Here is a 12,740-nt window from a genome sequence, read left to right on the forward strand (position 1 = left end):
TTGTCGAATCAACCGGCATCGTGGTGCTGGTTCGACAATCATCAAGACAACGAGCACCGCTACGGAGGGGTCCATGATCAACGAGAAACTGCCGGTCGTCGTCATCGGCGCCGGACCGGTCGGCCTGGCCGCCGCCGCCCAACTACACGAGCGCCAACTGCCGTTCCTGGTGCTCGAGGCCGGTGCCCACGCAGGCGCGGCGGTCAGCCAGTGGGGCCACGTCCGGCTCTTCTCCCCCTGGCGGTACAACATCGACGCCGCCGCCCGCCGACTCCTCGACGCCGCCGGCTGGGCCACGCCCGACCCCGACCGTCTGCCGACCGGCGCCGAACTCGTCGGCGACTACCTCGAACCACTGGCGAAGCTACCCGACCTCGCCGACCGGATTCGCTACGGCGCCCGGGTCGTCGCACTCGGCCGCGCCGGCATCGACCGGATCCGCACCGCCGGCCGGGAGCAGGCTCCGTTCGTGGTCCGGCTCGCCGACGGTACGGAGATCAGCGCCAGCGCCGTCCTCGACTCCTCCGGCACCTGGGACACCCCGAACGTCCTCGGTGCCAACGGGCTGCCCGCCCACGGCGAATCGCAGGCCGCCCACCTGGTCAGTGCCGCCCTGCCGGACGTGCTCGGTGCCGACCGGGTCGACCACGCCGGCCGGCACACCATCGTCGTCGGCGCCGGCCACTCCGCCGCCAACACCCTGCTGGCCCTCGCCGAGCTGGCCGGGCAGGAGCCGGACACCCGGATCACCTGGGTCACCCGGGGCAGCACCATCGACCGTGCGGTCGGCGGCGGCGACGCCGACGCGCTGCCCGGTCGCGGCGAGCTCGGCACCGGACTGCGGCTGCTGGTCGATTCCGGCCGCGTCGAGCTGGTCACCGGGTTCGGTGTACACGCCGTACGGACCGTCGACGACACCGGCGTCGAACTGGTCGCCACCGACGGCCGTACGCTGACCGCCGACCGGATCGTGTCGGCCACCGGCTTCCGGCCCGACCACCGGATCGCCGACGAGCTACGACTGGACCTGGACCCGGCGCTGGGCTGCAGCCGGGTACTCGCCCCGCTGATCGACCCGAACGAGCACTCCTGCGGCACCGTACGGCCGCACGGCGTGGACGAACTGACCCAGCCGGAGCCCGGCTACTACCCGGTCGGGATGAAGAGCTACGGCCGGGCGCCGACGTTCCTGATGGCCACCGGCTACGAGCAGGTCCGCTCGATCGCGGCGGCGCTGGCCGGCGACTGGACCTCCGCCCGGGACGTCCAACTCGACCTGCCGGAGACCGGCGTCTGCTCGGTGACGCTCACCGATGATCGGGTCGACGACGACCCGCAGTCCGCTGCGGCGGCCCAGCCGGCCGGGTCCGGCGGCTGCTGCGGTTGACCGCCACCACCAGCGCCGACGCCGCCACATCGGTGCCGCCGACCCAGCCCGGCGGCACCGGCCGGTCCCCGTACCGCCGGGCCTGGTGGATCGTGGCGGCGCTGGCGGTCACGCAGACGGTCGGTTACGGCACCCTCTACTACTCGTTCCCGGTCTTCCTGCCGGCGGTAGCCGCCGGCCTCGGCGTCACCCAGATCCAGGCGACCGGCGCGTTCACCACGTCGGTGCTGGCCGGTGCCGCACTCGCGGTACCGGTCGGTCGTTGGCTGGACCGACACGGCGGGCGGGGGTCGATGACCGTCGGATCGATCGCCGGCACTCTGCTGCTGGCCGGCTTCTCCCAGGTCGACACGCTGATCGGGCTGTATCTGGTGTGGACGGGGATCGGCGCGGTGGGCGCCCTGGTGCTCTACGAGTCGGCCTTCGCCGTGGTGGTCAGCTGGTTCGACGCCGCCCGTCGGTCCACCGCCCTGCTGGCCGTGACGCTGGTGGCCGGCTTCGCCAGCACGATCTTCCTGCCGTTGACCGGGTTGCTGGTCGACCGGTACGGCTGGCGGGTCACCGCGCTGGCCCTGGCCGCCGTGTACGGCGCCCTCACCGTACCGTTGCACGCCGCGGTGATCCGGCACCCGCCGTACGCCAGCACGACCCGGCCGGCGGTCCAACCGACGGCGCGGACAGAGCGAACGCGCAGCCGGCGGCGGTCGGCGGATCCGGCTCAGGCACCGGATCCGGGTCGGGCGGCGCTGCATCGGGCGGTCCGGGACCGCCGGTTCTGGCTGCTGGCGACCGCGTTCGTCGCCCACGCCGCCGGGCTGGTCACCGTCACCATCCACCTGGTCAGCTACCTGCAGTACGTAGGGCACAGCGCCACGTTCGCGGCGAGCCTCACCGGACTGCTCGGCGTGCTGTCGGTCGCCGGGCGGATCATGGTGACCGCTCTGCAACGTTGGCGGACCCCGACCACGGTCACCGCCAGCGTGTTCGCCCTGCAGGCGGTGGCGGCCGGCGTGCTGCCGGCGGTCGCCGCCGGGGTGCCCGGCGCGATCGCCGGCATCGTCTGCTTCGGACTCGGCTTCGGGGTGGCGACCATAGCCCGACCGACCCTGCTCAGCGAACTGTTCGGCACCACCGGGTTCGCCACCATCTCGGCGGTGCTGGTCGTGCCGATAACCCTGGTGACCGCGCTGGCCCCGCTCGGGGCCGCGTTGCTACGCGAGGCCACCGGCAGTTACCCGGTGGTCTGGGCGACGGTAGCCGCCTGCTGCGTGGTCGCCGCGCTGGCGGTGGCCGCCGTGGGCAGGCCGACTGGTGACGCCGCGGCCGGGCCGGATCGGTTCTAGGCCGGATCGGTTCTAGGCCGGGTCGTTGAGAAAACCGGAGACACGTTGCCGCAGGTCGGTGCGGTGGTTCCAGAGCACGCCCGGTCGGTCGTAGACGTGCAGGGCCGCCCCGGGGATGGCGGCGGCGAGGCGCTCGGCCGCCTCGACCGGGTGCTGGTCGTCGCCGAGACAGCCGATCACCAGGACCCGGGCGGTGACCGCGCGCAGCGCCGCCGGATCCGGCACCGGCGCCGCCTCGGCGAGGTCGACCAACTCGGTGGCCAGGCCGTCGCGGAGCAGCTGGTCGATCCGGGTACGCAGGTAGGCCCAGGCACCGGGGGTGTTACGCACCTGCATCGGGGTTTCCGCGGCGATCACCTCGGCCACCCCGGACACGTCGCCTTCGTTGACGGCGGTGACCAGCTCGGCGACGCGTTGCCGGGCGGCCGACGGGCGGCCGGTGTCGAAGGCCGCCGGCAGGAAGAACACCATCCGCTCGAACCGCTGCGGGCTGTCGGTGAGCAACCGGGCCAGGGCACCCGCCCCGAGGCTCATGCCCACGGCCCGGCTGGCTCCGGCGAGGTCGGCGATGGCCCGCAGATCCCGGGCCAGGTCGGGGTAGCCCCACGGACCGGCCGGGACGGCGGACCGCCCGTGTCCACGGAACTGGAAGAACACCTTGCGCCCGGCGACGCCGCTGCCCAGCGGCCGGGTGGTGGCGATGCCGTGGGCCAGCCCGTGGGCGAAGACGGTGGCCGGCTCGCCCGCTCCGGTGACCAGCCGCTCCAGCTCAACGCCGTGCGGGGTGGCGACGACCTCGGTCTCCGGGTCGGGCAGCGCCGGGCGGCCGGTGCGGGGGGCGGATGGGCCGGGCCCGTAGGTACGCGGACCGCCGTCCGGTGGCGGCGGCCAGCGGAAGTCTCTCACCAGGAGCCTCTGCCGTCGGTTATGTCCCGCAGCCCGACCCGTACATCGAGCAGATAGATCAGCCCGGCGGCGATCCCGATCAGCCCGAAGAGGCTGATCTGGAACAGCAGGGTGAGCAACAGGCAGACGCCGAGGATGGCAAGCCAGGCACCCTTGGGCAGGGTGCCGATCGCCGGAAACGCCTCGCCCTTCTGGGTGACGCAGTGCACCAGCGCGACACCCTGAACCACGAGTGCGAAGACGAACACCACCAGGTTGAGGACGTACTGGACTTCGACGTAGAACTGTGGCGCGGCAAGGTCCATGTCCAAAGCTTAAGCCGCGCGGCCCGGATGCGTGCCACCTGCATCCGGGCCGCGGGCTGGCCTACTTGGCGGGACGGACTACTTGGCGGGACGGTTGCGCTTGGCCGGCTTGGCTCCGTCGACCGTCGCCGGGGTCCCGGTCGCTGCCGGGGACTCGGCCTCGTCGGTCGCCGCAGGTGCGGCTGCCGCCGGGGTCGGCTGTGGCACGGCGGCGACCTGGGCCGGGGCCTCGGTGGCCTCCATGTCGGCGTTGACCGTGTCGGCCGCACGGACCACGCCGGTGCCGACGACCCGCTCGCCGTGCGCGACCAGGGAGCCGTAGATCGCCACCGCGCGCTGACCGGCGGAGTGCGCCCCGGCCACCACCGCGTCGCGGTTGCGCAGCGCCACGGCCCGCAGCCGCTCCAACTCGGTACCGCTGTTGGCGCGCTCACGCAGCTCAGCGGTGGTCTGCACGGCCTTGGTACGCAGCTCGGCGGTGGTGCCGGTCGCCTTTCCGGTCAGCTCGGTCACGGTCTCCGGCAGCTTGCGCAGCTGCTGGTACGCCAGGTCACCGACGCCGGCGACGGCGTACAGCGGGGCGGGGATTCGCTTGGTCTTCGGCTCGCTCATGGCTTCTCCTTCTTGGCCGTCGCGGCGGCCTGATCGGTTGTTCCGGCGCGGGGCGCACGACGCCGGGAGGTGGTCTTCTTCGGCGGATCCGCCGGCTGCTTCTCGGCGGCCGGAGCGGGCGCCGCGCCGGCCTCGGCAACCGCGACCGACTGCAGGGTCTGCTCCTCGGCCCGCTCGGCGGCGGCCTCGGGACCCGCCTTGTCGTCAGGGCCGGCCTGGGTGCTCGTGTCCGGCTCGGCGTGCCGCGAGTTCTCCCGGCGGAACGTCTCGTAGATCTGGCTCAGCGACTGCTTCTGCGCCATCGTCAGCTCGGTATCGGCGGCGATGGAGGCCAGGACACCCTGGCCGTCCTTGTCGTCGAGCAGCCCGGCCCGCAGGTACATCACCGGGGTGGAGACCCGTAGGGCGCTGGCGAGTTGCTGCAGCACCTCGGCGCTGGGCTTGCGCAGGCCACGCTCGACCTGGCTGAGATAGGGGTTGCTCACGCCGGTCTGCTCGGCGAGTTGCCGCAGCGAGATGCGGGCGTTGTGCCGCAGGTCGCGGATGAAACCCCCGATGTCGCGAGGCAGGTCCTTCGGTGTGGCCATGGCTCGACGGTAGCCCCATCCGCTTGCAACTGCTAGCGAATGCTTGCGAAAGTTAGCGGCGTCACCCGGATCTCGGGCGCCCGGCTCCGTCGTCCACCGCTAGGCTCACCGAACGATGGCATCGATCCGAGTAGGCGACGCGACGATCAGCTACGACGAGACCGGCGACGGGCCACCCGTACTGCTGATCCATGCCGGCATCGCCGATCGCCGGATGTGGCGGGCGCAGCTCGCCGCGCTGCGCGACCGGCACCGGCTGATCGCCATGGACCTGCGCGGGTACGGCGAATCGGACCTGCCGGCGGCCCCGTTCGCCCACCACGACGACGTGATCGGGCTGCTGGACTCGCTCGGAGTCGCCCGCGCCGCGCTCGTCGGCTGCTCGTTCGGCGGCGCGGTGGCGCTCGACGTGGCACTCGCCCACCCGGGCCGGGTCACGGCCCTGGCCCTGTTCGGCTCCGCGCTCGGCGGCCACGACTGGTCTGACGACGCCGAACAGCTCTGGGACGACCTGGTCGGGCAGGTGGACCGGACGGACCTGGACGCGATGGCCGACGCCGAGGTCCGGTTCTGGGTCGTCGGTCCGCACCGGCAGCCAGCCGAGGTCGACCCGGATCTACTCGCCCTCGCCCGGGAGATGGACCGGCGTGCTCTCGCCGCCGAAGCCGCCCTCGGCGACGTCACCCAGCACGAACTCGACCCACCGGCGGCGCGGCGGCTCGGCGAGATCGGCGTACCGGTGCTGGTCGGTGCCGGCGCGCTCGACGTCGGCGAGATCCCGGCGTTGGCCGACCTGCTCGCCGCCGGTATCCCACTCGCCCGACGGCTGCCCGACGTGCCCGGCGCGGCGCATCTGCTACCGCTGGAACGACCCGACGAGGTCAACGCAGCGCTACGCGACTTCCTGGCCACCCAGACGAACTGAACCCGGCGGTCAGCGCGGTGCACCCGCTCGGCACGGGTTCAGCGCAGGGCGCGCAGTATGCCGACCGGCTGGCCGCCGCCGACCACCGGTGGCCCGGCCAGCTCGGTGAAGGCCGGCTGCGCCGATTCGTCGTCGCCGACACCGAGCCGGCGCAGCGCCGCCACCACCGGCGGCACCGTCGCCCGCATCGCCCCATCGTCGATCTTGACGGCGACCGCTCCGAACCCCGGCACGGCCACCGCCAACACGCCCTCCGCGCCGACCTTCGCCAACAGGCCCGGCACCGCCCGCATCAACCGGGTGTCCGCGCGGCCGGTGCCGCCGACCAGCTCCGGATGCGCCCGCATCGCGTCGGCGACGGTCCGTTCCACCGAGCCGGGCGTGCCGTTCACCAGCCGCAGGAACGCCCGCGCCACCGCCGTGAGCGACAACGCCAGCACCGGCGCACCGCAGCCATCCACCCCGACAGCGCCGGCCGGCTCACCGGCGAACTCCTCGACGGCGGCCCGGATCTGCTCCTGTAGCGGGTGCTCCGGATGCCAGTACTCCTCCGCCGACCAGCCGGCGGCCCGGCAGGTCAGCAGCATTCCGGCATGCTTGCCGGAGCAGTTCATCTGCAACCGGCTCGGACCGCCGCCGGTGCGCAGTACGGCGGCCGCCGCCGCTTCCCCGGCCGGCAGGTCCGGGGGGCACCGCAGCGCCGCTTCGGTCAACCCGACGCTACGCAGCAGCGCCGCGACCCGGGCCAGATGGAAGTCCTCGCCACTGTGGCTGGCACAGACCAGAGCCAGGTCGGCCGGGTCGGCCAGCCGCAGCCCGGCCCGGAGCATGCCGATGGCCTGCAGCGGCTTGTTCGCCGACCGGGGAAACACCGGCGACGTGACGTCGCCGACCTGCTCGCGTACCCGGCCGTCGCCGTCGAGCGCCACCAGTGAGCCGAGGTGCCGGCTCTCGGCGAAACCGGAACGGACCACCTCCACCAACGGCGTCCCACCGGCGTATCGGGGTCGGGCCGTCACCACACCGGACCCGGTCACTTCGCCCCCACCCCCAACAGTTCCCGCGCCTGGGCCGGAGTGGCCGGCGGGCGCTGCGCCAACTGCGCCAGGCTGACCGCCCGCGCCACCAACTGCATGTTCGACTCCACCGGGCGCCCCTTGGCGTAACTCAAGGTGTCCTCCATGCCGACCCGCAGATGCCCGCCGTCGGCCAGCGCCGCGAACATCACCGGCAGACTGGCGCGGCCGATACCGGTCGCGGAGAAGGTGCTGCCGGCCGGCAGGTCCCGCATCGCCTGCCGGCAGGCGACCAGCGCCGCCACCGTGCCCGGCATCCCGCCCGGCACCCCCATCACCAGATCGACGTGCACGTGCCCGCCAGCAGGCAGCCCGTGGCGGTCGAGCAGCCGTCGTAACGCCGCGAGCTGCCCCAGATCGAAGATCTCGTACTCGGGCACAATCCCCCGGTCCTGCATCCGGGTGTGCAACTCGACGATGAACTCCCAGCGGTTGAGGAACACGTCGTCACCGAAGTTGACGGTGCCCATCGTGCAGGACGCCATCTCCGGGCCGGCGTCGAGCACGGCCAGCCGGTCGGCTTCCGGGTCGGTGACCGCGCCGCCGGTGGAGAGCTGGACGATCAGGTCGGTCCGCTCGCGCAGCGCCTCGACGGTGGCCCGCAGCCGACCCTGGTCGAGGGTGGGAGCGGCAGCGTCGTCCCGGACATGGACGTGGATCACCGAGGCGCCGATCGCCTCGCATTCGATCGCCGTACGCAGCAGCTCGTCGAGGGTCACCGGCAGGGCCGGCGCCTCGCTCTTGGCCGACTCGGCGCCGGTCGGGGCGACCGTGATCAACGTCGTTGTCGTCATCCGGCGATCCTCGCACATCGGACGCCGCAAGATCAGGGCCAGCCGCCCCCGCGCCGATCAGGGCCAGGCCCGATGCGCCCGACGCACGGTCGGACGGGATGTTGCCGCCGGACGTGATGGTCAGGGCTCGATGGCCGCGACGAACTCGCCGGCGCGCAGTTCGGCATCGTCCGGCACGTTGCGCTTGAGCACCGCGAGGGCGACCATGCCGAGCTCGTGGTGGCGCACCGCGGTGCCGACGAAGCCGACCGCGCGTCCGTCGAGCGTCAACGGCGTGCCGGCGTCCGGCGGGGTGTCGCTGACGACCCCGTCCAGGTGCAGCAGCACCAGCCGGCGTGGCGGTCGGCCCAGGTTGTGCACCCGGGCGACGGTCTCCTGCCCCCGGTAGCAGCCCTTGTCCAGGTGGACCGCCGGCCCGAGCAGGCCGACCTCCGCCGGGATGGCCCGGTGATCGGTCTCCAGACCGACCCTCGGGGTACGCGATTCGACCCGGACCGCCTCGTACGCCCACAGACCGGCCGGGGTGATCCCCGCGCCGGTCGACGCGGCCACCAGCTGCGGCATCGCGGCCCGGGGCACCAACAGGTCGACCCCGAGCGGCACCCGCCGCGCCCAGCCACCCGCGTACGGGCCGTCGGCCGGCAGCGCCGTCACCGCGTACAGCGTGGTCGGTCGGCCGGGCAGCGACCCGGCGGCGAACTTCGGGCCCGGCACCGCGAGCAGGTCCGGCTCGGCCAGCCCGGTCACGCCCAGCCGGCCGACGGCCTCGACCGCACCCGGGCCGACCAGCGACAGCAGCGCCCAGTCGGCGGTCACCACCGCCGGGTCGACCTGGGCGAAGAAGCGCATCTTCAACAGGTACGCCAGCAGCTCGTCGGCCATCAGCGGCTCGGTGTCCAGCCAGGTGGTGGCACCGTCCTCGGCGACCATGGCGTGCTGTTCGACGTGCCCGTTCGGGGAGAGCACCAGCAACTCGGTGCCCTGCCCGGCGCGCAACGTCGCCAGGTGCTGGGTGGTCAGGGTGTGCAGCCAGCCGATCCGCTCCACGCCCGGCACCGCCAGCACGCCACGGTTGCTCCGGTCGACCAGGCCGACCTCGGTGGCCAGTCGGCGCTGCTCACGCATCGGGTCGCCGTAGTGGGCGGCCACCCCGGCGTCGCGGGACCCGGGGACAACGGCGGCGATGTCCACCGCACCAGGCAGATTCATCATGATTTGTCTCCGCAGCGCTCGCAGGTGCCGAACAAGGCCATGTGCCCGATGTCGACCTTGAAGCCCTGCTCCTTGGCCAACGCGGCGATCAGCGGCTCGGCCAGCGCCGGGTCCATCTCCGAGACCGACTTGCAGAACCGGCAGACCAGGTGCACGTGCTGGTCGTCGGTCACCGGGTGGAAGGTCGGTGAGCCGTGCGACAGGTGGGCGTGGGTGACCAGGCCCAGCTCTTCGAGCAGCTCCAAGGTGCGGTAGATGGTGGTGATGTTGACCCCGGCGGCGACCTCACGCACCGCGTTGTGCACCTGCTCCGGGGTGGCGTGCCCCAGCTCGTGCACCGCCTCCAGGATCAACTGGCGCTGTGCGGTGAGCCGCAGCCCACGCGAGCGCAGCACCTCAGCCAGCGAAGAGTCAGCCACCGTTCACATCATAACGCTGTCACACCGGGCCGCCGTGTCCACGACGTCAGCCCGCGACCCGGATCAGCCGGGCCGACAGGTGCGGGGACAGTGGCTGGCCGACCGCCGCCATCTCCTGCGCGTACAGCAGGGCACCGTCGACGATGCCGAACAGCCGGTGCCCGGCGGTGACCTCCTTGGCGGTGCCGGTACGCACCACGGCGTCGGTGGCCAACTCGACCCGCACGCCGGTGATCCGGCCCAGGTAGAGCTCCATCACCCCGGTCGGGGTCATCATCGTCGCTTCCAGCTCACCGGTGGCCCGCCCTTCGGCGTCGGTCACCGCCCGCCACCAGCCGACCTCGCGGCCCGCCGGGCGTACCGGGCGGGACTCGTCGTCGAGCAGCCAGGCCCGCGACTCGTACCGCAGGAAGGGCCGGCCGTCGTGGCTGAGCCGGATCTCCTGCGCATAGTCGAAGTTCTCGATGGTCGGGTAGGTGCCACCACCGCGCCCGCGCCACACCCCGATGTAGGGCAGCAGGGCATTCAGCGCCGGGTGCAGCTTCGGGCCGACGCGCAGGTCGTGGCTCTCCTCGTACGGATACGGGTCCACCGGCGGAGCGTCCAGCCACGGCGGCCGGGGTGGGCTCTCCGGTGCGCCGGACTGCCCCGCGTCGGGGGCGCTGCTCGCGCTCATCGATTCTCCGCCTCTCACCAGCGTCCACGGCAGATGCGGACCGCGAGGTAGACCAGGCCACCGGCGAGCGCGCCCAGTCCCGCCACCAGCAGGCTGACGAACCCGATCTCGGTAACCATGACAAGGTCATCCTATGCTGGCCGCATGGCTCGCATTCTCGTCGTGAAGGCGACCGCCGGCTCGGACGAGCCGGAGCGGTGCGCCCAAGCGTTCACCGTAGCGGGCACCGCCGCTGCGGCCGGCATCGAGGTGTCGCTGTGGCTGACCGGTGAATCGGCCTGGTTCGGACTGCCTGGCCGGGCCGCCGAGTTCGACCTGCCGCACTCGGCCCCGTTGCCTGACCTGCTGGACGCGGTACTGGCCAGTGGGGGCAGGGTGACAGTCTGTACGCAGTGCGCCGCCCGTCGCCGGATCGGCCCGGACGACGTGCTGCCCGGCGTACGCATCGCCGGGGCGGCCGTCTTCGTCGAGGAGATCATGGCCGACGACAGCCAGGCCCTCGTCTACTGAACCCACCCCCACCCATGATCACGACGATCTTGCAGTTATCGATGGACAGATCGGACAAAAGCTCTCGATGAGCGCAAGATCGTCGCGAGACGTGAGTTCGGTCATGGCTCCCAGCCTCGCCGCGCGCCGCGCGCCGGTCGCCGGTCGCCGGTCGCCGGTCGCCGGTCCTGAGCGTGGATACTCAGCAACCGAAGACGGTCGAGGCGATCCAGAGACTGTCGCCGTCGACCCGCACCACGCTGCCCTGGGTGCCGTACCGGTGCACGAACAGCGGCGACCGCTCGGAAACGACAGTGGAGTGCGGCAAGGTGAAGGCTTCGGCCGCCCACTCGTCGGACTCCGCCGTGGTCGCCGCCGTCACCACCTGGCTGCGCAGGAGTTCACCGTTCGGGCAGGCCAGCTCCACCGACGACTCGGCCCGCACCTCGGCCGTCTGGAAGGTGAACGCCAGTACCTCGGCGGCACTGCGTGCCCGCACGCCGGGAGTGGTTCCCGGTCGGGGATCGGCCGCGGCGCTCTGGAACTGACCCGATGTCGGCCGACAGCCGGTGGTGATCCGGAACTCGACGACACCGGGGGCGGTCAGCTCGCCCCGGACGACGACGAAGTCGCCCGCGTCGGCACCGAACCTCGATCCGCCGGCCGCGCCGCCGTGCCGGGCCCGCGCCGCGTAGCTGGCCGGCAGTTGCCGCGCGACCCGGTCCACCAACTCGGGGCCCGAGTCGGCCGCCGTGTACGCGGTGAGCAACCGGGTCAGCTCCGCGCCGGGTCGCACTGGGGTGATCCGGCAGCTCTCGCGGATCTCCTCCGCGCCGACGACCAGCACGCCAGCGTCACCGACCGCCGCCGTGAGATCGATCGCCGCCCGATCGACCACCGGACGGGCCTCGGCGATGTCGTGCTGCTCGCGCACGGTCGGGGTGTCGTGCCGGACGGATCCGACGGCCAGGCCGACCAGTAGCACGCTCCACGCCGTCACGGCAGCCACCAGCAGCCAACGCCAGCGTCGACGTGGTCGGGGCCGCTCCTCGACTGGCGACGGGGTACCCACCGCAGGCGGCCAGGCCACCGCTGGCAGTTGCCCGGCCACTGGCCGGACGGACGGATCTGGTGGCGGGTCGGCACTCACCCGGCCATCGTGCCAGGTGCCGACCAGGGTGGTTCCGACCCGCCCGCCTTGTCCGTCGGCCGAGCCTCGATTCGGGCCGACGGCTGAACTGCCGCTAGACCGGCATTCCCACCCGCTGATCCACCGCCTGCGCGGAGCGTTGCTCCAGCAGGTGCTGGGTCCCCGCTCCGGCCGCAGCCAGCGGGGTCAACGCCGGATCGACATCCGAATAGTCCGGATCTGACTCGTCGTCGACCGGATCGTGGGCCGAATCGCCGACCGAGCCGTCGGCCAGATCCGGGGTCGCCGGACTGGCCAGCCGGTAGCCGACCCCGCGTACCGTCTGGATCTCCAGCCCGCCGCCGGCGCTACGCAACTTGCGACGCAACCGTTTGACGGCGGAGTGCAGGATGGCGGTGTCACCGAGGTAGGCACCACCCCAGACCGTGCCGAAGAGCCGCTCGTAGGTCCAGACCACCACCGGCGGGGTGGCCAGCCGGGCGAGTAGTTCCCGCTCCAGGCGGGTCAGTGCCAGCTGTTCACCCTGCCAGGTGACCAGGTGACCGGGCACGTCGACGACCAGGTCGCCGAGAACGACCGGTGCCGTCGGTGCCGGAGTCTCCACCGGTACGGGCGGAAAGAGCATCGCCCTCAACTCGGCTAAATCAGCACATATCACTACCGTGCCGCAGTCGTCGAGCCGTCTCACGACCCGCTCACGAACCGCGACGTCAGCGGTGACACACACCACCAGTGGCACCTCACCGTTGACCACCGCATTCCTCCCCAGGTAGCTGCGTGTCATCAGACAACGCCGTTTAGTCGCCGGAGTCAACAGCGACAGTTACCGATACCAGTCCGGCCCGACGCTCGACCACAA

Annotated in this window: 15 protein-coding genes and 1 pseudogene; 4 read left to right on the top strand and 12 right to left on the bottom strand. The window is 72.4% G+C overall.

Features of this window, described 5'->3' with window-relative positions; genetic code table 11:
* The first annotated feature begins 73 nt into the window (after positions 1 to 73).
* Positions 74 to 1,387, top strand: coding sequence for an FAD-dependent oxidoreductase (locus ACFHVL_RS23190; protein WP_416630538.1), 1,314 nt, complete (start codon positions 74 to 76; stop codon positions 1,385 to 1,387).
* The gene (locus tag ACFHVL_RS23195; protein ID WP_416630539.1) at positions 1,384 to 2,730 is read left to right on the top strand and encodes an MFS transporter; all 1,347 of its coding nucleotides are present in this window, start codon (positions 1,384 to 1,386) and stop codon (positions 2,728 to 2,730) included. Before ACFHVL_RS23190 ends, ACFHVL_RS23195 begins: the two co-directional genes overlap by 4 nt.
* A gap of 12 nt (positions 2,731 to 2,742) precedes the next feature.
* Here ACFHVL_RS23195 and ACFHVL_RS23200 read toward each other — a convergent pair whose 3' ends face one another.
* The 4 genes from ACFHVL_RS23200 to ACFHVL_RS23215 form a co-directional block, all read right to left on the bottom strand.
* Positions 2,743 to 3,636 carry an alpha/beta fold hydrolase gene (locus ACFHVL_RS23200; RefSeq protein WP_416630540.1) on the bottom strand — a complete coding sequence of 298 codons (894 nt, stop codon included), beginning with the start codon at positions 3,634 to 3,636 and terminating at the stop codon, positions 2,743 to 2,745.
* Positions 3,633 to 3,941, bottom strand: coding sequence for a DUF2516 family protein (locus tag ACFHVL_RS23205; protein WP_416630541.1), 309 nt, complete (start codon positions 3,939 to 3,941; stop codon positions 3,633 to 3,635). The genes ACFHVL_RS23200 and ACFHVL_RS23205 overlap by 4 nt, the downstream gene beginning before the upstream one ends.
* Before the next feature lie 78 nt (positions 3,942 to 4,019).
* The gene (locus ACFHVL_RS23210) at positions 4,020 to 4,553 is read right to left on the bottom strand and encodes a hypothetical protein (RefSeq protein WP_416630542.1); all 534 of its coding nucleotides are present in this window, start codon (positions 4,551 to 4,553) and stop codon (positions 4,020 to 4,022) included.
* Complete coding sequence (locus ACFHVL_RS23215; RefSeq protein WP_416630543.1) at positions 4,550 to 5,140, bottom strand: helix-turn-helix domain-containing protein; 591 nt, start codon at positions 5,138 to 5,140, stop codon at positions 4,550 to 4,552. The genes ACFHVL_RS23210 and ACFHVL_RS23215 overlap by 4 nt, the downstream gene beginning before the upstream one ends.
* A gap of 115 nt (positions 5,141 to 5,255) precedes the next feature.
* On the opposite strand from ACFHVL_RS23215, the gene ACFHVL_RS23220 reads away from it, so the two are divergent.
* A complete protein-coding gene (locus tag ACFHVL_RS23220) occupies positions 5,256 to 6,065 on the top strand; it encodes an alpha/beta fold hydrolase (protein ID WP_416630544.1) in 810 nt (269 codons plus the stop codon).
* A gap of 38 nt (positions 6,066 to 6,103) precedes the next feature.
* Here ACFHVL_RS23220 and ACFHVL_RS23225 read toward each other — a convergent pair whose 3' ends face one another.
* From ACFHVL_RS23225 to mtfM, 6 genes are all read right to left on the bottom strand, one after another.
* Positions 6,104 to 7,102 carry an asparaginase gene (locus tag ACFHVL_RS23225; RefSeq protein ID WP_416630545.1) on the bottom strand — a complete coding sequence of 333 codons (999 nt, stop codon included), beginning with the start codon at positions 7,100 to 7,102 and terminating at the stop codon, positions 6,104 to 6,106.
* Complete coding sequence (locus tag ACFHVL_RS23230) at positions 7,099 to 7,935, bottom strand: 3-keto-5-aminohexanoate cleavage protein (RefSeq protein ID WP_416630546.1); 837 nt, start codon at positions 7,933 to 7,935, stop codon at positions 7,099 to 7,101. Before ACFHVL_RS23230 ends, ACFHVL_RS23225 begins: the two co-directional genes overlap by 4 nt.
* Before the next feature lie 120 nt (positions 7,936 to 8,055).
* Positions 8,056 to 9,147 (bottom strand): YgfZ/GcvT domain-containing protein, encoded by a 1,092-nt coding sequence (locus tag ACFHVL_RS23235; RefSeq protein ID WP_416630547.1) that lies wholly within the window; start codon positions 9,145 to 9,147, stop codon positions 8,056 to 8,058.
* A complete protein-coding gene (locus tag ACFHVL_RS23240; RefSeq protein ID WP_326549645.1) occupies positions 9,144 to 9,566 on the bottom strand; it encodes a Fur family transcriptional regulator in 423 nt (140 codons plus the stop codon). The genes ACFHVL_RS23235 and ACFHVL_RS23240 overlap by 4 nt, the downstream gene beginning before the upstream one ends.
* A gap of 46 nt (positions 9,567 to 9,612) precedes the next feature.
* A complete protein-coding gene (locus ACFHVL_RS23245; protein WP_416630548.1) occupies positions 9,613 to 10,242 on the bottom strand; it encodes an FABP family protein in 630 nt (209 codons plus the stop codon).
* A 14-nt stretch (positions 10,243 to 10,256) separates the two neighbouring features.
* A complete protein-coding gene (mtfM, locus tag ACFHVL_RS23250; protein ID WP_416630549.1) occupies positions 10,257 to 10,361 on the bottom strand; it encodes a small membrane protein MtfM in 105 nt (34 codons plus the stop codon).
* Positions 10,362 to 10,386: 25 nt separating this feature from the next.
* Between mtfM and ACFHVL_RS23255 the strand changes: the two genes are divergently transcribed.
* Positions 10,387 to 10,752 (top strand): DsrE family protein, encoded by a 366-nt coding sequence (locus tag ACFHVL_RS23255; protein ID WP_416630550.1) that lies wholly within the window; start codon positions 10,387 to 10,389, stop codon positions 10,750 to 10,752.
* A 181-nt stretch (positions 10,753 to 10,933) separates the two neighbouring features.
* Here ACFHVL_RS23255 and ACFHVL_RS23260 read toward each other — a convergent pair whose 3' ends face one another.
* Together ACFHVL_RS23260 and ACFHVL_RS23265 are read right to left on the bottom strand one after the other, a co-directional pair.
* Positions 10,934 to 11,881, bottom strand: a complete 948-nt coding sequence (locus ACFHVL_RS23260) for a hypothetical protein (protein WP_416630551.1) — start codon at positions 11,879 to 11,881, stop codon at positions 10,934 to 10,936.
* Between the two features lie 295 nt (positions 11,882 to 12,176).
* Positions 12,177 to 12,635 (bottom strand): annotated as a pseudogene (locus ACFHVL_RS23265) (winged helix-turn-helix domain-containing protein); the annotation flags it as partial.
* Positions 12,636 to 12,740: the final 105 nt, after the last annotated feature.

It is taken from the genome of Micromonospora sp. LOL_023 (assembly GCF_048060115.1).
Lineage (GTDB): Bacteria > Actinomycetota > Actinomycetes > Mycobacteriales > Micromonosporaceae > Micromonospora_E.